This window comes from Nostoc sp. (assembly GCF_036917095.1).
GTDB lineage: Bacteria > Cyanobacteriota > Cyanobacteriia > Cyanobacteriales > Nostocaceae > Nostoc.
Genome location: NZ_JBALFH010000031.1, coordinates 84,549 through 102,022 on the forward strand (window position 1 = coordinate 84,549; position 17,474 = coordinate 102,022).

Annotated in this window: 19 protein-coding genes and 1 pseudogene; 6 read left to right on the plus strand and 14 right to left on the minus strand. The window is 43.0% G+C overall.

Annotated elements, in window-relative coordinates:
• Positions 1–63: 63 nt before the first annotated feature.
• Both V7L01_RS15105 and V7L01_RS15110 read left to right on the plus strand, forming a co-directional pair.
• Positions 64–1,632 (plus strand): HlyD family efflux transporter periplasmic adaptor subunit, encoded by a 1,569-nt coding sequence (locus V7L01_RS15105; RefSeq protein WP_335036011.1) that lies wholly within the window; start codon positions 64–66, stop codon positions 1,630–1,632.
• A 20-nt stretch (positions 1,633–1,652) separates the two neighbouring features.
• Entirely contained in the window at positions 1,653–2,150 is a 498-nt protein-coding gene (locus V7L01_RS15110; RefSeq protein ID WP_335036013.1) for a DUF427 domain-containing protein, read from the plus strand.
• Positions 2,151–2,259: 109 nt separating this feature from the next.
• Here V7L01_RS15110 and purQ read toward each other — a convergent pair whose 3' ends face one another.
• Positions 2,260–2,937 carry a phosphoribosylformylglycinamidine synthase subunit PurQ gene (gene purQ, locus V7L01_RS15115; RefSeq protein WP_335036015.1) on the minus strand — a complete coding sequence of 226 codons (678 nt, stop codon included), beginning with the start codon at positions 2,935–2,937 and terminating at the stop codon, positions 2,260–2,262.
• A gap of 115 nt (positions 2,938–3,052) precedes the next feature.
• Positions 3,053–3,331: a phosphoribosylformylglycinamidine synthase subunit PurS gene (gene purS, locus V7L01_RS15120; protein WP_335036017.1), complete on the minus strand. Its 279-nt coding sequence runs from the start codon at positions 3,329–3,331 to the stop codon at positions 3,053–3,055.
• A gap of 145 nt (positions 3,332–3,476) precedes the next feature.
• Between purS and V7L01_RS15125 the strand changes: the two genes are divergently transcribed.
• Positions 3,477–3,881, plus strand: coding sequence for a Fur family transcriptional regulator (locus tag V7L01_RS15125; protein ID WP_335036019.1), 405 nt, complete (start codon positions 3,477–3,479; stop codon positions 3,879–3,881).
• Positions 3,882–3,991: 110 nt separating this feature from the next.
• Here V7L01_RS15125 and V7L01_RS15130 read toward each other — a convergent pair whose 3' ends face one another.
• From V7L01_RS15130 to V7L01_RS15150, 5 genes and pseudogenes are all read right to left on the minus strand, one after another.
• Positions 3,992–4,561 (minus strand): Uma2 family endonuclease, encoded by a 570-nt coding sequence (locus tag V7L01_RS15130; protein ID WP_335036021.1) that lies wholly within the window; start codon positions 4,559–4,561, stop codon positions 3,992–3,994.
• 260 nt (positions 4,562–4,821) lie between these two features.
• Positions 4,822–6,120: pseudogene (locus tag V7L01_RS15135) on the minus strand (pentapeptide repeat-containing protein); the annotation flags it as partial.
• A complete protein-coding gene (locus tag V7L01_RS15140) occupies positions 6,101–6,277 on the minus strand; it encodes a hypothetical protein (RefSeq protein WP_335036022.1) in 177 nt (58 codons plus the stop codon). The gene V7L01_RS15140 and the pseudogene V7L01_RS15135, both read right to left, overlap by 20 nt.
• A 100-nt stretch (positions 6,278–6,377) precedes the next feature.
• Positions 6,378–7,385: an SPFH domain-containing protein gene (locus tag V7L01_RS15145; RefSeq protein WP_335036023.1), complete on the minus strand. Its 1,008-nt coding sequence runs from the start codon at positions 7,383–7,385 to the stop codon at positions 6,378–6,380.
• A gap of 218 nt (positions 7,386–7,603) precedes the next feature.
• Positions 7,604–8,038, minus strand: coding sequence for an NfeD family protein (locus V7L01_RS15150; protein ID WP_335036024.1), 435 nt, complete (start codon positions 8,036–8,038; stop codon positions 7,604–7,606).
• 233 nt (positions 8,039–8,271) lie between these two features.
• Between V7L01_RS15150 and V7L01_RS15155 the strand changes: the two genes are divergently transcribed.
• Both V7L01_RS15155 and V7L01_RS15160 read left to right on the plus strand, forming a co-directional pair.
• Positions 8,272–10,299 carry a PP2C family protein-serine/threonine phosphatase gene (locus V7L01_RS15155; protein ID WP_335036026.1) on the plus strand — a complete coding sequence of 676 codons (2,028 nt, stop codon included), beginning with the start codon at positions 8,272–8,274 and terminating at the stop codon, positions 10,297–10,299.
• A gap of 46 nt (positions 10,300–10,345) precedes the next feature.
• Positions 10,346–10,717, plus strand: a complete 372-nt coding sequence (locus tag V7L01_RS15160; protein WP_335036028.1) for a hypothetical protein — start codon at positions 10,346–10,348, stop codon at positions 10,715–10,717.
• Positions 10,718–11,107: 390 nt separating this feature from the next.
• Here V7L01_RS15160 and V7L01_RS15165 read toward each other — a convergent pair whose 3' ends face one another.
• Positions 11,108–11,260, minus strand: coding sequence for a hypothetical protein (locus tag V7L01_RS15165; protein ID WP_335036030.1), 153 nt, complete (start codon positions 11,258–11,260; stop codon positions 11,108–11,110).
• A gap of 439 nt (positions 11,261–11,699) precedes the next feature.
• Here V7L01_RS15165 and V7L01_RS15170 point away from each other — a divergent pair, with 439 nt between their 5' ends.
• A complete protein-coding gene (locus V7L01_RS15170; protein ID WP_181985194.1) occupies positions 11,700–11,921 on the plus strand; it encodes a ferredoxin-thioredoxin reductase variable chain in 222 nt (73 codons plus the stop codon).
• Between the two features lie 5 nt (positions 11,922–11,926).
• Here the strand turns inward: V7L01_RS15170 and V7L01_RS15175 are convergent, their stop codons facing one another.
• From V7L01_RS15175 to V7L01_RS15200, 6 genes are all read right to left on the minus strand, one after another.
• A complete protein-coding gene (locus V7L01_RS15175) occupies positions 11,927–12,148 on the minus strand; it encodes a hypothetical protein (RefSeq protein ID WP_335036032.1) in 222 nt (73 codons plus the stop codon).
• A 48-nt stretch (positions 12,149–12,196) separates the two neighbouring features.
• Positions 12,197–12,988, minus strand: coding sequence for a YdcF family protein (locus V7L01_RS15180; RefSeq protein WP_335036033.1), 792 nt, complete (start codon positions 12,986–12,988; stop codon positions 12,197–12,199).
• Between the two features lie 63 nt (positions 12,989–13,051).
• On the minus strand, positions 13,052–13,558 hold the full coding sequence (locus tag V7L01_RS15185; RefSeq protein ID WP_335036035.1) for a hypothetical protein: 507 nt from the start codon (positions 13,556–13,558) through the stop codon (positions 13,052–13,054).
• A gap of 34 nt (positions 13,559–13,592) precedes the next feature.
• Positions 13,593–15,122: a bifunctional aminoglycoside phosphotransferase/ATP-binding protein gene (locus tag V7L01_RS15190; RefSeq protein WP_335036037.1), complete on the minus strand. Its 1,530-nt coding sequence runs from the start codon at positions 15,120–15,122 to the stop codon at positions 13,593–13,595.
• 100 nt (positions 15,123–15,222) lie between these two features.
• Positions 15,223–15,828, minus strand: coding sequence for a 50S ribosomal protein L25/general stress protein Ctc (locus tag V7L01_RS15195; RefSeq protein ID WP_335036039.1), 606 nt, complete (start codon positions 15,826–15,828; stop codon positions 15,223–15,225).
• Positions 15,829–15,911: 83 nt separating this feature from the next.
• Positions 15,912–17,255, minus strand: a complete 1,344-nt coding sequence (locus V7L01_RS15200) for an adenylosuccinate synthase (protein ID WP_335036041.1) — start codon at positions 17,253–17,255, stop codon at positions 15,912–15,914.
• Positions 17,256–17,474: the final 219 nt, after the last annotated feature.

Below are 17,474 nucleotides of genomic sequence, written 5' to 3' on the forward strand. Positions count from 1 at the left end.
AGATAAATAGTACCCACTCTACCCACCCTACAAAAAATCCCAAATCTAAAATCAAAAATCGTTATGACTCAACTTAATGGGAATCACCTCAACGGCAATCAGAAAAACGGAGTCAAGCAAGATTCACGAGTACTTACAAAACAACAGAAAACTGGTCAACAGCCTTTAATTAACTCAAACAGTCAGGAATTTGAGCAATCCATTGTCTTGCGCCAATCTCCAATTTGGTCGCGGACAATCATGGTGACTCTAATGGGGCTAGCCTGTTTTGCAATTGCTTGGGCTTATTTTGCAAAAATTGAGCAAGTAGTGCCAGCAACAGGGCAATTAAAACCCCAAGGAACAGTCAAAGAAGTTCAGGCTCCTGTTAGTGGAGTGGTGAAAACGGTTAATGTTAAAGATGGACAAGCAGTAAAACCAGGAGATTTGTTGCTGACTTTTGATTCCATCGCTTCTGTTGCTGAATTAAATTCTTTGAAGAAAATTCGCATTGCATTACTTAAAGAAAACCAGATTTATCGTCGATTGATGGGTGCAACTACCACCACAGGATCTGAACTGTTATATTTGCGCGGTAATTTGCCACAAGAAACTGCTTTTCTGCTGAAAAATCGGGCAGCGTTAGTAGGAGAAAATGAATTCTTGCGAACTCAATTAAGAAATTCCGGTCAATATTATGCGCTAGGAATTGATGAGCAACAACGTCTAGAACTTACCAAAAAAGAACTATATTCTCGCTCTTTAGCAGCGCAATTAGAAGTAGAAAAAACTAAAAAACAACTGACTCAAACTCAGATTAAGCAGGCAGATAGTAAAGCCAGTTTAGCTATTCAACAGCAGATTTTAGATAAACTGAGGATATTAGCAGAAGAAGGTGGCATTTCTAAACTTCAGTACCTCAACCAGCAACAAGAAGTACAAAACCGCACGGCAGAAGTAGCACAACTTGGTGAGGAACAGAAACGCCTCCAGTTTGATATAGAAAAAGGACGACAAGAGTTAAGCAATACGGTGGCTCTTTCTGATAAAAACATTTCGGATAAGATAGCTGATAACAAACAGCGGATTGCCGAAATCGATAGCCAATTTATGAAAGTTGTGCTGGATAATGAGCAGCGTTTAGCAGATGTCAATAGTAAAATCTCTCAAGCAGAGTTAAATGTTAGATATGAAGAACTCCGTGCGCCTGTAGCTGGAACAGTTTTCGATTTACAAGCAAAAAACCCTGGATTTGTAGCAACTCCGACTACAAAACTGCTGCAAATAGTCCCCAATGAAAACTATATAGCTGAAGTTTTCATCACTAACAAAGATATTGGTTTTGTCCGAAAAGGTATGAAGGTAGATGTCAGAATTGACTCTTTTCCTTACAGCGAATTTGGCGATATCAAAGGGGAAGTGGATGGGATAGGATCGGACGCATTACCACCAGACCAAACACATCAGTTTTATAGATTTCCGGCAAAGCTCTCATTGGATAAACAATCCTTAGTGATTAAGGGTAAAAACGTTACCTTACAATCAGGTATGTCAATCAGTGCCAATATAAAAGTGCGCGAAGAACGGACTGTGCTGAGTTTATTCACTGAGTTGTTTACCAAGCAAATTGATACTCTTAAAGAGGTACGTTAATTTGACATCAAGATTTTCCGATGGTTAATTCTCAACGCATTGAACCCGCTCCCGGACAAGAATCAGTTTGGGATTACCCCCGTCCTCCTCGTCTGGAGGACACAAGTAAACATATCCAAATAATCTTTAACGGCACAATAATTGTAGATACCCACAACGCCAAACGTGTTTTAGAAACTAGTCATCCTCCTTCTTACTACATTCCCCCTGCGGATATCAAAATGGAATATTTGCAGCCGACACCGCAATCTAGCTTTTGTGAGTGGAAGGGTAGTGCCGGATACTATACAATCCGAGTTGGCGAAAAAGAAGTTTATAATGCTGCTTGGTTTTACCCTAACCCTACACCAGCTTTTGCAGCTATCAAGGATTATGTAGCTTTTTACGCTCATTTAATGGAGAAATGCTACGTGAATGGCGAAGAGGTGCAACCACAACCGGGTAACTTCTATGGCGGTTGGGTCACCAGCGATATTGTTGGGCCTTTCAAAGGCGCTCCTGGGACTTGGGGATGGTGAGCCAATTTGAGATTTTGCGGAAAGTTAACCCTAGTTGCTAATTATTCATTGGAGCGATCGCCGAGATAGCGATCGCTTTGGGATCTAACATACTCGCCCGGCATTTGCTCTACGCTAATGCCGCTATTTTCTCTAACAATCCCTGAAACAACCTCAAGCCATCGCTATTCCCCAGCATAGGGTCAGACGCCCTTTCTGGGTGCGGCATCATCCCCAACACATTGCCCTGGCGATCGCAAATCCCGGCAATGTTGTTCAGCGAACCGTTGGGATTTTCCCCTTCATAGCGAAACACGACTTGCCCGTTATCTTCAATTTCTGCAAGAGTGGCTTCATCAGCGTAAAATCGCCCCTCTCCGTGGGCAATAGGCAAAGTGATGACTTCACTATTGCTATAAGCTTGCGTCCATAAGAGATTAGTCCGCTCAACTTTTAAGGGGGTGCGATCGCAGATAAAATGCAAATCCCGATTTCTAGTCAATACCCCCGGCAAAAGTCCAGCTTCAGTTAATACCTGAAAACCGTTGCAAATACCGAGGACAAACTTACCTTTTCGAGCGTGTTCGACAACCTGCTGCATCACGGGTGAAAAACGCGCGATCGCACCGCAGCGCAGATAATCGCCGTAACTAAAGCCACCAGGGATGATAACGACATCCAAATCAGCAATATCTGTTTCTTGATGCCAAACCATGCGAGTTGGTTGCCCTAGCAAGTCTCTGGTTACATAAGCAACATCGCGATCGCAATTAGAACCGGGAAAAACAATAACACCGAATTTAGTCATTAGTCATTAGTCATTAGTCATTAGTCATTGGTCATTAGTCATTGGGAGTGGGGATGAGGGGGATGAGGGAGAAGCAATGCTCAATCCTCAGTCCCCAGTCCCCAATCCCCAGTACCTAAAATACCCCAGTTTGGGTTTCGACCTCAATCAAATCAAAGCGGTAGTTTTCAATTACGGGATTTGATAGCATTTGGTCACAAATGGTATCAAGGTCTTTACGCGCTTTCTTCTCATCAGTTGAGGTGATGGTGAGTTCAATGTACTTGCCAATCCGCACCTGGTCAACGTTATCGTATCCCAGTTGCTGAAGACCGGATTGTACAGCCACACCAGCAGGGTCTAAGACTGAAGGACGAAGTGTCACGAAAATTTTAGCTAGATACTTGGTTTGCACGGGCTTTTGCTGAATGCTGCGATCGCTATACTATAACTTTCTGTTCCAACTGAGTGAAAATAAGATTACGAAGCCGTTAAAGTTAATCGATCGATTAACCCATCTAACAGCTTCAACTACAAGTGGCATATTTAAATTATTGTCTATGAGAGCCATACGCACCCGCAGTCAAGAGCGTATTTTGAACCTACTGAAAAACATCAAAAAAGGCATTTCTGCCCAGGATATTTACGTAGAACTACGTAATACCAATCAGAGCATGGGTTTAGCGACAGTTTACCGCTCCCTAGATGTCTTAAAACTCGAAGGCATCGTACAAGTGCGGAATTTGGCTAACGGTGAAGCCCTCTACAGCCTAGCGCAACAAGACAAACACCACCTTACTTGTTTGCAATGCGGTGTCTCAATTCCGATTAGTCAATGCCCAGTCCATGACCTAGAAGACCAGTTAGAATCCAGCCATAAGTTTAAAGTTTTTTACCACACCCTAGAGTTTTTTGGGTTGTGCAGCGAATGCCAAGTAAATCAAGCTACTGGGATTAGTCAATAGTTATACCGATTTTATCAAAGGAATAAAGCATGTTTTACTTCTGTTAGCGGAGCGGAGCGTAGCCCATTCTGAATTCCGACTCCTGAATTCTGCTGTAATAAATGCTTTATTCAAACAAAGCTCAACCAACTAAATACGTCTGCAACTGTTAATTGCCAATTCTCCAAAACACTTAGAACGGGCAAAATATCTTGTTTTTCTTTTAATTCTGGTAATTTATTGGGTTCAAAAATCATGATTGACTCATCAGCCGAATCGAGCAACCAGCCTAGCTTTGCTCCATTTTGAATAGAAAATGTAATTTTGCGGATAACTCGGTTGGGCGATTGTTCTGGTGAGAGAATTTCAATTATCCAATCTGGGGGAATTTCAAATTTATTCGCAATTCTACCCTTAGCAGCAAGGGGAATTCTTTGCCATTCAAACACAGCAATATCCGGTACTATTGAACGACCTTCAAATGTACAGCGTAATTCAGGAAAAGCATAAGCAATTTTTTGCGGTTTAGCAATCTCATTAATAGCTGTAACTAAACTGCTTTGTAATGTACTGTGTTCTCCTTGTGGCATAGGTTTCTGGTAGATTTGTCCGTTAAAATATTCGCTTGCTGGTTTTGTCTCTGGTAGTTGTAAGAACTCTTCTATATTTAGTGCTGTGGTTGGCTGAATAGATAATGTCATAATTTTAAACTTATCAAAGCTTGATTATTTTATCGCTGGAAGAATGCAACAATTAGTGCGTAGGCGTAGAGCGTCGTAGATATCGCATTCTTTTCACTACACATTGTGATTTTATCAAATAGGTCAAATTAAATATGAGGCCATGTCTACCACGGGCTAGCTTACCATCAAGTATCGCCTAAAATTTATTCCTTATCTTCTATAGCACCTAAGACTTTGAGAGTTGCTTTTTTAGATTCATTTAAACCTGTAACGCCTGTATCGTGACTAAAGTCAACTGAAAGTATTGCGTTAGTATGTCCATTAAAAGTTAAAATTTCTTCGCCAGTAGTAACTTTCCATATACGAACAATGCCTTCACCATCACCAGTAACTACAAATTGACTATCAAAACTATACGCAACTGAGAAAATTGCACCAAATACTTTAGTAAAAGTAGTGTCAACCAAATTTGCTTGTGCAAAATTAACATGACGCAAGCTAGCCTCACTAAAATCAGCACCTTTAAGCACAGCATGGCTTAAATCTCTTCCATCCAAAGCAAACTTGTCAATCTTTACCAAAACTGTTGCTGCGTTTCCCCCGACATAACCAACCTCATCCTCACTTTTCCCCCGCGTCTCCTCAATAATCTTAATTACTGACTCCTTAGCCTCAACATCAATCATCCCTACCAGCAAATCCATCACTGCTTTTGTTAAAGGTGCTTTACCAAAAGTCACCCTCAATTTCTCCAACGATTCACTTATAAATCTGTTCAATTCCGCAGCTTGCAAAATCTCCCCAGATGCATCTACCTGACGAATAAAATAAGAAGACCAACTATAATCAACAGGTGCAGCATCATGATTTATCTGGAAGCGCACCCGCGCTAACTCAGTAAAATCGCTAGATAACGCTCCTAACTCTGCTGCAAATTTATACGCTACAAAAAACTCTAACAAAGACCGGTGCGCTGGAGTATAATCACCATCAGCATTGCGGATGAGCATTGTTTGCCCCATCATGTCGTAATGCCAGTGGTCTAAATCTTTTTCTTCTTGCACCACCGAACCAAATAACCGCCGAATTCTGTCAGGGAAAAGCCGATAATTGAGGCTCATTTGGTCTGTAGACAGCATTTCCCAAGATAGTTCGCACAAAAAGTATAACTTTTCTGCTAAAGAAGTAAACGTGCGATCGCTCTTAATATCCCGTTCCATTTTCCGCCGCACCGCATACAAGTAAACCCGCGACATATCTACAGGTTTACCCGCCTCAATATCTGGCAAAGCTTCTAAAATTAACTCAGTCATCACCGGACGACGGGCTAAATCCAATAATTGTGGATTTCCCATTACTTGTTCAACTGTTGCAGCTTCTGTTTGGTGCGACAACACCAGTCGAATTTGCTCGTCGTTAAATTTCTCCAGTTCCAGCACTTCAAATTGCGGTGTTTCTCCCGTCAGTTGCTTGGTAGAAGCTTGCAACTCGGCATTGAGTAGGGCGCGTCCTTCCTTGGCTTCGGGAAAATGTTCGGTGCGACAAGTTAAAACAACTTTAGCACCGGGAACCACAACTATAAACCCCACTAAAATCTGCTGGTGGATGCTCTGGGTCAAGGTTAAACTGCTGAAGTAATTTAATTACAGTCTCATTGCGCTGAATTTTTTCCTTAATTAAAGGATTAGCGATCGCAATAATAGCGTTGATAACCTGTTCTGGGTTAATTATCATTAGTCATTAGTCATTAGTCATTTGTCATTTGTCATTGGAAAAAGACAAAGAGACAAGGAAGAAGCTTGTCCTCCCTTGTCCCTACTCTCCACCTCTACTGCTAACTAGCGCGGTTATTTTCTAATCCTGATATTTGTTTAGAAAAGAATTCGTTAGAGTTACCCTGACCATCTGAAACGACAGAACGTATGCCCTCTAAAGCGGCGGGAATGGAACGCGGATCTATAAAAATCACCTTGCTGCTATCGCTTTTACCAATTGTCGCGCCCATATCGAGATAACCCAAGGCAAACAAAACTTCCACTGCTTTATTGGCATTGGGGTTATTGTGGAGCTTTTGGGCAATAATTTCTGATGACTCTGCGATCGCCTGCGCTTTCAAAACCTGTTGCTGACGTTCAGCTTGAGCTTTCAGAACGATCGACTTTTGTTCAGCTTCCGCTTGCAAAATTGTTGATTTTTGACGAGCTTCCGCATCTAATATTTGCGCCTCCGCTTTACCTCTAGCACTATTAACAGCAGATTCGCGTTCGCCTTCAGAAGTTAAAATTGCTGCCCGTTTGCGTCGTTCTGCCGACATTTGCAATTCCATCGATTCACGCACGGCTTGAGACGGAATAATATCTCGCAGTTCTACTCGTGTCACTTTCACACCCCAAGGATCGGTAGCAACATCCAAATCCTGTAATAAAAGTTCGCTGATGTGGGAACGAGCAGTAAAGGTTTGATCCAACTCCAGTTGTCCCATTTCAGCACGAATTTGAGTCAGCACCATATTTACCATTGCCGACTGGAGATTTTCTACCTTGTACCAGGCTTTTTCCATATCCACGATCCGCCAATAAAACACAGCATCTACCTCAATGCCAACGTTGTCACGGGTGATGCACTGTTGGGGAGGAATATCTAAGACTTTTTCTTTGATAGTTTCTCGGTAAACAATTTTATCTAGGAAAGGAATAACAAAGTTTAGTCCTGGTTCCAATTTTTTGTTATAACTACCCAATCTTTCCACCAAAGCTTGATTGCCCTGATTGACGACTTTCACAGATCCTGCTACCGCAGAACCACCAAGGGCTAAAAATACTAGTAAAAAGAACTGTTCCATTGTGAACCTCCTGATTTTTTAAGTATTAAATGTCACTCAAAACTAAAGGGGAGTCGGGAGCAGAAGAACTACTAATATCATGTCCGGCTGATTAGTTATGATTCCTCCATCTGTGCAAAATGAAAACTCTTTCTTTCTCCCCCTGCCCCCTGCCCCCTTGCGGTCTTAATGAGAGATAAGTCTTTATAACTCTTGTTTCCTACTTTCTGCCCTCTTGGCTAAGAATTCAACAGATTGTCTGGTATCACAATCAAAGTAGTACCTTCTCTCCTAACCACATAAACTTTTTGATGGGGTGGTACGGTAAATTTGTCATCGTCACATCGTGCTTGCCAAGAATTTCCCTCATACAACACCCGCCCTGTTTTACCAGGCGGAATTTCTGTTAAGGTTTCAGCTATGACTGCATCCTGAATTTTCGATTTGCGTTGTCGTGGTTGCAAAAACCGACGAGAAAGGACGATTAGTAATGTGGAAACTAATAGCCAAAGTAGAACTTGCAACCATACATTTCCCAAACCCACTCTAGACAGCAGCGCTACTACAAAAGCGCTAATTCCCATCATGAAGGCAACAAACGACGATGGTAAGAACAATTCCATCAGACACAGAACTGCTCCTGCCAGAAGCCAGATTAAGGTAAAACTTGGCATAGCGCCATCCTAGTCTCTACATTGACGTAAATGCATTTCTACGATTAGATACAGCCAGACGTAAGTTATTTACAGAAAACAAAACTTGGTATTTCTACCAGTAATTTGGATTAATTTCAGTAACAAGGTGTAGCTAGCGGTACACAAATCCAGTCTATTCTAGCCTTCAAGTCATTGCCAGCTAAAGTTAATCGAAGTTCATGAGTTAATTGATTTTTTAAATTTATACTTTTATGATTTCTACTCAACGGATAATTTATTGTATAAATCCAGGCTGTAATAGCCCGATTAATCCTATGGGAGATAGTGTTTGTGCCAGTTGTCAAACTCCTTTAGTTCACCGCTATCTTTGGGCTACTAGCTCATTGTCTGCTCAAATCCCGCCAGGCACAAAGGTAGCTGATAGGTATGACGTAATTAGTCGCCAGATTTGGCTAGATACTCAACCGGGACTGCCGCCAGATGTACCCGAAGAATTGCCAAAGGAAGTAATTCCTTACCTAAAGTTATATCAAGAGCGGTTACATTTGCCCCAACCTTATGGGTTTGCTAGTAATTTTGAGGGAGATACAACTGATATCCTCTTATTGGAAAATGTGCCGATAGATGAGACAGGAAATATCTATCCAAGTATTGTTGAGGCATGGGAGGAAGCGACAGGGGTACGACAAGTTTATTGGCTGTGGCAAATTCTCCAACTTTGGACACCTTTATCAGAATTGGGATTTAGCCGCAGTTTACTAGTAGTAGATAACTTGAGAGTCCAGGGTTGGTGTGTGCGACTGTTGGAACTCTACCAAACACCAGCAGATGAGGAACTGAGTTTACAAAATCTGGGCGAGTGTTGGCAGTTTTGGGTATCGTCTGCAAAGTTATCAGTAGCTAAAGGCTTACAAAATATAGCTCAGGAGATGTGTGAAACTGAGGTTGAGTTAAAAGCTATTAATATTCAACTCAATAATTTATTACTAGCATCTGCGGCAGAATTGCCATTAGTTTTGAAAGTGGCAGGTTCTACAGATATTGGCCCAATTATGGCGCAAAATGAAGACGCTTGCTACCCCAATGCTTTGAGTGATTTAGATGAACCTTTGTTACGCCACTTGTCAATTGTTTGCGATGGCATTGGCGGACATGAAGGCGGCGAGGTTGCTAGCCAGTTAGCAGTGCAGTCTGTAAAGTTGCAAATTCGCGCCTTACTAACAGAGGTAACAGAACAAACTGTACTTGTACCACCAGAGTTGTTGCAGGAACAACTAGAAGCAAGCTTGCGAGTGGTAAATAATGTGATTTGTGCCCGCAATAACGAACAAAAACGCCAAGGCAGAGAACGCATGGCTACAACTATTGTAATGGCAGTGCAAGTTCCACAACGAGTGCAGACCAGTACCGGGTGGCAATCAAATAATAGCCATGAACTTTACTTGATTAGTGTTGGCGATAGCCGTGCCTATTGGATTACTCACAATTATTGTCAGCTATTGACAGTAGATGATGATGTGGCAACGCGGGAAGTACGCTTTGCTAAAAGCTTGTATCGAAAGGCACTTGTGAGATCGGATGCTAGTGCTCTAACTCAAGCATTGGGGACAAGAAATTCAGAATCTTTGCGTCTCAAGGTTCAGCGATTTATTGTAGAAGAAGATGGGATATTGCTACTGTGTTCTGACGGTTTAAGTGATAATAACTGGGTGGAACAATCTTGGCAGGATTATGCAATACCCGTGTTAGCAGGCGAACTGACAGTTGAAGATGCTGTTTGCAACTGGATTAACTTAGCAAACGAAAAAAATGGGCGTGATAATACCTCGGTTGTTCTCACTTATTACCGTGTCTCCCCAGAATACTTGCTACCTGTGACTCCGGCGTTGCCAGAAGAGATTATAAAAGCAGAAATACAAGAGGAAATACAAGAAGAAGAATTACAAGAACAAGAGGAACTACAAGAAGAAGAATTACAAGAACAAGAGGAACTACAAGAACCAACTGATTTCACAGAAGGTTCGCGATCGCTGTTAGATTTGGATCTAGATTTGGATCTTTCAGAGGAACCACCTTTAAACCCAGAAATTCCACCAACCTTAATTACAAAACCCAATCGGGGTAAACGTTTGGTAATGCTGGGGGGAGTGTTGGCGTTGCTTGTGGGGGGTACAAGTCTGGGATTATTTGCTTGGTGGCAAATTAATCCTCAAGCATTCCAGCAGATGTGTCGGCAATTTCCCCAAAAAGTGCAGCAACTTTGTCCGCCTGGAAAATAGGCATTGGGGACTGAAGAATAGTTTATACCGAAATCTTGCGATGTTAATGATGAATATCGCAATGTTGATGATGAATATTACGATGTTAATGATGAATATCGCGATGTTGATGATGAATATCGCGATGTTGATGATGAATATCGCGATGTTGATGATGAATATCGCGATGTTGATGAGGAATATCGCGATGTTGATGATGAATATCGCGATGTTGATGAGAAATATCGCAATGTTGATGATGAATATCGCAATATTGGTAACAACAGCTTCTAGATTCAGGGTGACGACCAATGAAGTGGTGATATTGCACCCCACACGCCAGTCGCTCATGGGGAAACCCCCAGATGCTCGTACCTCGCTAACGCCCTTTGCGTCTCCCCGCTTGCGGGGCTACGGTGTACACACAAGTCTGAAATAGCTAGCTGATTAACCGGGGTTTTACCCCACCCTAACCCTCCCCTTATAAAAGCTACGGTGTACACACAAGTTCTATCTGCAAAGGTTTCAAGGTTTCTAGTCTCAATAAAATTGTCATTACGAGCCAAGCGAAGTAATCGCAATAATCCCGTAGTTAAAGCGATTGCTTGTCTGCGACACGCACTTGCGTTCGTCGTTCCTCCTCTCTACGAGACGCACTCACGTTCGCAATGACAGGCTGACGGAGCGTTCCAACAGCTTAGAGCTAAACGACGGAACCAGGCGTTAGGTAGAATTTCACGACTTGTGTGTACACGGTAGCCCAATATATCGGGGGGATTAAGGGGGGTAACTCGACTTGTGTGTACACCGTAGGCTTGCGGGGAGGGGATTAAGGCGAGCCAGCGCGGTCTTCTCCCAAGGGGAGACGCCAAGGGCGATAGCGCAGCGTAAAGCCTTCGGCATGGCTTCGCTTAGAGCGAGTTATCGAGCGTCTGGGGGTTTCCCCCATAAGGGTGTGGGGTGCAATGACTGTGGGAATCACAACTAATTATGCGGACATGATATCATTCTCGAAAAAAGCCAAAACTTTGTTGATTGAGCCTTCTAGTAGCTCTGGCTCTAAGTTGACTATGCACGAAAATTCGTAAGAGAGTTGACCTGGGGAACATCCTAGAGTCAAGATAAAAGGGTTAGATATCTTGTCAAAGTACTAAGCACATCTGATATCGCCTGGTTTCCTTTCGTTTCCCTGCTTTTGGGGTAAACACAGAGGGTAAGGGCGATAGGTATTAACGCGGCAAAAATACTTAAAAAAGTACGCACGGATTGCTAAGACGTGCCTGGACGCAGAGGGTTAAATGCGCCGTTGCATCCCGACGAAGCGTCAAGAAATAGCTGATTAAATCAAATTTAAAGCGATTTAATCATATATTTTGTAGCAGATACTTGTGGAAAAGCAAATGCTAGGTGTAAATGTTGTTATGAAAGTTGGCGATCGCGTCCGCGTTAAAGATTCGGTAGTAGTCTATCATCATCCCGAACATCGAAATCAGCCTTTTGACATCAAAGGCACAGAAGGCGATGTAGTAGGTATTGCCACCCAATGGCGAGACAGACCAGTAAGCGCTAATCTGCCGATTGTAGTTCAGTTTAGTAAAAAGTTTAAAGCCCACTTACGTGAAAATGAGTTAGAAGTCATCTAAATCGCTTATCGGCGGCGAAACCACTGAAAAATATTCAGTTCGCCGCGCATTTTTTTAAGCTCTTGGCGGTTTTGTTCTGCTGTTGTATAATACCAATCACAATAATGCTGAAACTCTGACCGCGACCGAACTTCGTGGTAGAACTGGTGGGTTGTTTGGTAAGCGGCAAAAGCTTCCTCAACTTGGGGTTGAGGGGATGGCATAATATAAGGTAAATTTTTAGACATAAAATTAATCGAGTTAGCTATTAGTCATTAATTATTAGTCATTTACAATTAGAGCCAACCGCGTAAGCGATAAACTAAAGAACCAATGTACTCTTTTAAAGCTGTGGTAAATTGGTGCAAGTTGTCGGTATCAGGTAATAAATTCAGTATAGCGGCTTTGGGAGTGCTGCCGAGTTCTTGCAGTTCACCCTCACTAACTAGAAAGTCAGTCGGTGCAGGAATAACATTGATTCCTTGACGCTGGAAAATCTGAAGCGATCGCGGCATGTGCATGGCAGAAGTTACTAATAATACCTGACGAATGCCACGAGATGACAAAATCTTTTGGACATTTACAGCATTTTGATAAGTATTCAGAGAGTCAGGTTCTTGAACAATCGCCTCTGATGGAATACCAAGAGATGTAAGTATTGTTGCCATATCTGCCGACTCTGGCGAACCACTTCCACGCCAATCAATGCGTCCCCCGCTCAGAATGATTATAGGTGCTTTTTTCTGGCGATACAGTTGTGCGGCATAAATTACGCGATCGCCTGCTTCACTCAAATCGACGGTAGGTCTTGGGAAAAAAGCTGATTTAGTTGCGCCACCCAAAACCACAATTGCTTCTGCAACTGGTATTTGGGCGGGTGGAAGATTTTGCCATTCTAGCGATCGCACTAATGATTTAGCGATCCAAGCATTACTACAAAATAGCAATAAAGTCAAAGCAAAAGCAATTGCGATCGCCGCAGTGCGCGGTCGTTTCCCCAACGTGACTAATGCTACGACCAAGCTCACGCAAGCTAATCCTAGTGGATAAAAAAATAGTGGCAGTAATTTGGATAGATATAAAAACATAATGGGGAATAGGAGAAGAACTATTGATTATTGACCAATGCCGAATTCCCAATTCCCAAATTACTACTTTTCCCAAAACCGGAAATTGAAACTACTTCCAGGAGGGCGACGGTAACGGCGACCGGCTTTTCTTATTTGCCGTTTGTTGATCCTCTCGTTTGTTGGTTCAACTTCACCCTCTTCTAACTCTTGAACTTGCAATTGAGTTCTAGTTTCTTCCTTACTTCCCCACCAAGCAGTAATCCAGCCTCCAGCTAAAGCGCCTATTCCACCTAGTAAGATACTCATGGGTGCTGGATACCCCAAATATACAAAACCAAGCATAAAAAATAACCAGTATTTCAGTCCTGTATCGACGCCATCAGAGGAGGCTACAGTTGGAGCTTGGGCGCTATTATCAGTTACATTTGTAATCCAGCTTAAGATAAAACCTCCCATGAGACCTAAGAAGATGCTCAAAGGTGGTGCGGAGCCGGTCATTATTAATATAAATGTTAAAAATGCCCCAAATAACAGTTGAGAAAAGAAGCTGGGAGAAATACTGAAAAAGTCGTTCTTTTTGTCTGCCATAAAATAAGAAAGTTATTAACTAATTACTTACGAATTATTTTAATTGTGCCTGTTGTGGTTGAGTTGTATCGAAAATCTTTACGTAAGATTGTTCTTCTTCAGTGAAAGGTTCAGCTTGTTTGATTTGTGAGGCTAATAAATCGGCAGTGGCATCAGCAATATCACCAGTGCGGTTATTCAAACGCTCTTTGAGAACTTCAAGCGGTGCTGTGCATTGGATAATCTGAAGGGGAAGTTGATGCTTTGTAGCTTGAGCGATCGCTTCTTGCCGTAACTGTTGTTTATCATACTTGGCATCCAAAATCACCGAAAAACCTTGTTTAGCCAGTATAATCCCCAATTCCAACAGCCGTGTATAAGTTTTCTCGGTCATCTCCGGTGTATACAAATCAGCGCCACCCTTTTCCCACAAAGGAATTCCCCCTAAATGCTTCCGCACCGCATCAGAACGCAGGTGAATCGCTCCTTGTTGACGGGCTAAATGCCTTGCTGTGGTACTTTTACCAGAACCCGACAACCCCGACATCAAAATTAGTTCTCCCAGCTTTGGTTTAGTGTATTCCCAAGCCTGTTTGTAATAGTCAGCGGCAGTTTTTGTCGCTTCTTCTTTCACCGTCGCGGGTACGCTTGGATCGCCTAGCAAAAATGATGTCACCTTTGCCCGGACATAAGCCTGACGACTTAGATACAAGGGCAACACCTGTAAGCCTTCCCAGTCTCCAGTTTGCTCTATGTAGGCATTCAAAAACGCATTACCTAAGTCTTTGCGCTGCCGCGCTTCCAAATCCATCACCGTGAACGCCACATCGTACATGACATCGACAAAGCGAAACGGCTCATTAAACTCAATGCAATCGAACAGCAAAATTTTATCGTGCCACAGCGCAATATTTCTCAGGTGTAAATCCCCGTGACATTCACGAATATAGTTGTTGTGAATTCTGCTGGCAAATAATTCTGGACGTTCGGCAAAAAAGTTATCTGTATATTGCTTTGTTTCTGTAAATTGTGCCTGAGTCTGGGGGCCACCAATATAATTCTCACTTTGCTGAAAATTTTCGTCAAATGCAGCCCGGACATTTGGCACTTCACCAAAACTGCGAATGTAATCATTCGTCTGTGCTTGGGCATGGTATTGAGCCACTACCCGTCCCAACTCATCCAGGCGGGTCTCATCTAACTTACCTTCTTCAAAAAGGGTACTTAATAGCAACTCTTGAGGAAACTGGCGCATCTTCAGCACGTATTCTACAGCTTCAACCGTTCCCCCTAACTGGTATTGCTCTCCTACCAAAGTTATGGGCAAAACTTCTAAATACAGTTCGCCTGCTCCGCGTTGATTTAACCGTAACTCTTCCTGACAAAAATGCTGCCGCTTCTCTAAGGTAGAAAAGTCCAAAAAACCAAAATTCATCGGTTTTTTCAGCTTATAGGCGTAATCCCCAGTCAGCAGCACATAAGAAATGTGGGTTTGAATTAGTTGAATAGGTTCTGTTACTGGATGGGGATAAAATCCCGGCTGCAACATTTGCTGAATTAAGACTGGAAGAGTCGCCTCTGTCATCTCTGTTCTCTGCGCTCTCTGCGCCTCTGCGGTTCAAATACAAAAAAAACCAGGAGTTTCCCCCTGGTGTCATCAAAAATTATTACACAGTTTACCTAGCTTAAGAAGCTGCTTCAGTTTCAGTTTCTATCCCAGCATCTTCAGCGCTAATTTGTGGTGGCAAAACGCTCACAACAAGTCGCTCCGATTCAGCTAGAGGTGTTACACCTTCAGGAAAGGGTATATCACTAATACTCAAGCTGTCTCCGATTTGCAGGTTAGAGACATCGATTTCAATTACATCTGGGATGTTTTCTGGCGCACAAGTCACTTGCAATTCAGTGACTACGGTGTCTAATACACCACCTTCTTGTTTAACACCAACGGCAGTTCCCACAAAACGTAAACGTACTTCTACAGTAGTGTCGCCGTGGCCAGCAACCGCGAAAAAGCTGAGGTGATAAGGCGTACCTTTGGCTGGATGGATCTGAAGTTCCCGCAGCAAGGTTTTGCCACGCCAAGGTGCATCAGCAATATTCAACTCAATCAAGGTGTTGTTGACGGAAGCTCTTTTGAGCAAACGCTCAACAGTTTTGGCCTCAATGGTCAAAGAAATGGATTCTGTACCCTTATGACCATACAAATTGGCAGGGATCAGTCCAGCACGGCGCAAAGCTCTTGGCTTGCTGCCTTCTGGACGTTTTTGAGATTCGACTGTAATAGCCATAAAAGTTGTCCTTTGTCATTAGTCATTTGTCATTAGTCATTAGTCATTAGTCATTTGTCCTTTGCTAATGACTAATGACCAATTTACGCACTGAGCAAGGTAGCAGGTGTACCGTCAGCTTGCAATAAAGCACGTTTGGGCCCGTGGATGGGGTCTTCTACGATTATGGTTTGATCGCGGCTTGCTCCGAGTGAGACGATCGCGATCGGGACTTCCATCAATTCAGCGAGGAATTTTAGATAGTCCAGTGCTTGCTGTGGCAAGTCTTCCAGGGTGCGGCAGTGGGTTGTTGACACTTTCCATCCTGGTAAGGTTTTGTAGATGGGGCGACATCTGGCAAATTTACGGGAACTGGTGGGGAAGTGTTGGGTGCGATCGCCATCTATGTCATAGGCGACACAAACTTGGATTTCCTCTAATTCATCGAGGACATCCAGTTTGGTGAGCGCCATGCAATCCATGCCGTTAATCCGCACAGCATAACGACCGATGACGGCATCAAACCAGCCGCAACGCCGTTTGCGTCCGGTAGTTGTGCCAAATTCAGCACCGCGATCGCACAACAATTCTCCCAACTCTCCATCCAATTCGGTGGGAAATGGCCCCTCTCCCACACGGGTTGTATAGGCTTTCGACACCCCAATTACCCGGTCAATCATTGTCGGCCCTACCCCCGTACCAACGCAAGCGCCCCCTGCCACAGGGTTAGAGGAGGTGACATAGGGATAAGTTCCGTGATCTAAGTCTAGGAGCGTACCTTGTGCGCCTTCAAACAAAATATTCCGCCGTCGCTGAATCGCATCAGATATTTTCAACGATGTATCAACAACGTAAGGGCGCAACCGTTCTGCGTATCCCAAATACTCTTCAATTACCTCTTGTGCATCTAGAGGCGGCAAGTTGTAAAGCTTTTCTAAAATGACGTTTTTATAATTAATCGTCCACTCCAACTGCTCGCGTAACCCATCCGGGTTCATCAAGTCTAAAACCCGAATGCCTGTACGTTCAGATTTATCAGCATAAGTCGGCCCAATGCCCCGACCTGTTGTGCCGATCTTATAGCTTCCCCGACGTTCTTCTGATGCCTGGTCAATCAACCGATGATAAGGCATTGTTACGTGGGCTGTTTCAGATATCAGCAGGTGGTCAGTGGAAATATTTAATTCTTTTAATTGGTCGAGTTCTGCGATCAAAATCTGTGGATCGATTACTGTTCCACAACCGATAATGCAATCGGTGTTTGGATACAAAATACCAGAGGGAATCAAGTGCAGCTTAAAGGTCTGACCTTTGACTACAATTGTGTGTCCAGCATTGACACCCCCTTGATAACGCACCACAACATCTGCGGAACGGCTGAGTAAGTCAGTTATTTTACCTTTTCCTTCATCGCCCCATTGGGCACCTATGACAATGACGTTAGCCAAGAGCTTATATTAAGAAGTAAAGTTTCCACAAACTATAATTATTAACACATTGCATGAATCATGTCAATAATCAAAATACCCAATTTATCGGGATACTTAGGGATATATAACGTTTTGCTACCGAGAAGAGGACTTTTCAAACATCCTCTAAGAGGATGTTTGAAAAGTTGTAGCTGAAAGTATCCAAAACTTTAGATCCTCCTTTTTTTGCTCAAGCTA

Bases quoted from the DNA above. Each gene is read 5' to 3' on its own strand.
- V7L01_RS15175 (WP_335036032.1), bottom strand. From the start codon at position 12,148: ATGTCTAAAAATTTACCTTATATTATGCCATCCCCTCAACCCCAAGTT.
- V7L01_RS15180 (WP_335036033.1), bottom strand. From the start codon at position 12,988: ATGTTTTTATATCTATCCAAATTACTGCCACTATTTTTTTATCCACTA.
- V7L01_RS15140 (WP_335036022.1), bottom strand. From the start codon at position 6,277: ATGATAATTAACCCAGAACAGGTTATCAACGCTATTATTGCGATCGCT.
- purQ (WP_335036015.1), bottom strand. From the start codon at position 2,937: ATGACTAAATTCGGTGTTATTGTTTTTCCCGGTTCTAATTGCGATCGC.
- V7L01_RS15150 (WP_335036024.1), bottom strand. From the start codon at position 8,038: ATGCCAAGTTTTACCTTAATCTGGCTTCTGGCAGGAGCAGTTCTGTGT.
- V7L01_RS15105 (WP_335036011.1), top strand. From the start codon at position 64: ATGACTCAACTTAATGGGAATCACCTCAACGGCAATCAGAAAAACGGA.
- V7L01_RS15190 (WP_335036037.1), bottom strand. From the start codon at position 15,122: ATGACAGAGGCGACTCTTCCAGTCTTAATTCAGCAAATGTTGCAGCCG.
- V7L01_RS15155 (WP_335036026.1), top strand. From the start codon at position 8,272: ATGATTTCTACTCAACGGATAATTTATTGTATAAATCCAGGCTGTAAT.
- V7L01_RS15125 (WP_335036019.1), top strand. From the start codon at position 3,477: ATGAGAGCCATACGCACCCGCAGTCAAGAGCGTATTTTGAACCTACTG.
- V7L01_RS15130 (WP_335036021.1), bottom strand. From the start codon at position 4,561: ATGACATTATCTATTCAGCCAACCACAGCACTAAATATAGAAGAGTTC.
- V7L01_RS15145 (WP_335036023.1), bottom strand. From the start codon at position 7,385: ATGGAACAGTTCTTTTTACTAGTATTTTTAGCCCTTGGTGGTTCTGCG.
- V7L01_RS15110 (WP_335036013.1), top strand. From the start codon at position 1,653: ATGGTTAATTCTCAACGCATTGAACCCGCTCCCGGACAAGAATCAGTT.
- V7L01_RS15195 (WP_335036039.1), bottom strand. From the start codon at position 15,828: ATGGCTATTACAGTCGAATCTCAAAAACGTCCAGAAGGCAGCAAGCCA.
- V7L01_RS15170 (WP_181985194.1), top strand. From the start codon at position 11,700: ATGAAAGTTGGCGATCGCGTCCGCGTTAAAGATTCGGTAGTAGTCTAT.
- V7L01_RS15160 (WP_335036028.1), top strand. From the start codon at position 10,346: ATGATGAATATCGCAATGTTGATGATGAATATTACGATGTTAATGATG.
- V7L01_RS15185 (WP_335036035.1), bottom strand. From the start codon at position 13,558: ATGGCAGACAAAAAGAACGACTTTTTCAGTATTTCTCCCAGCTTCTTT.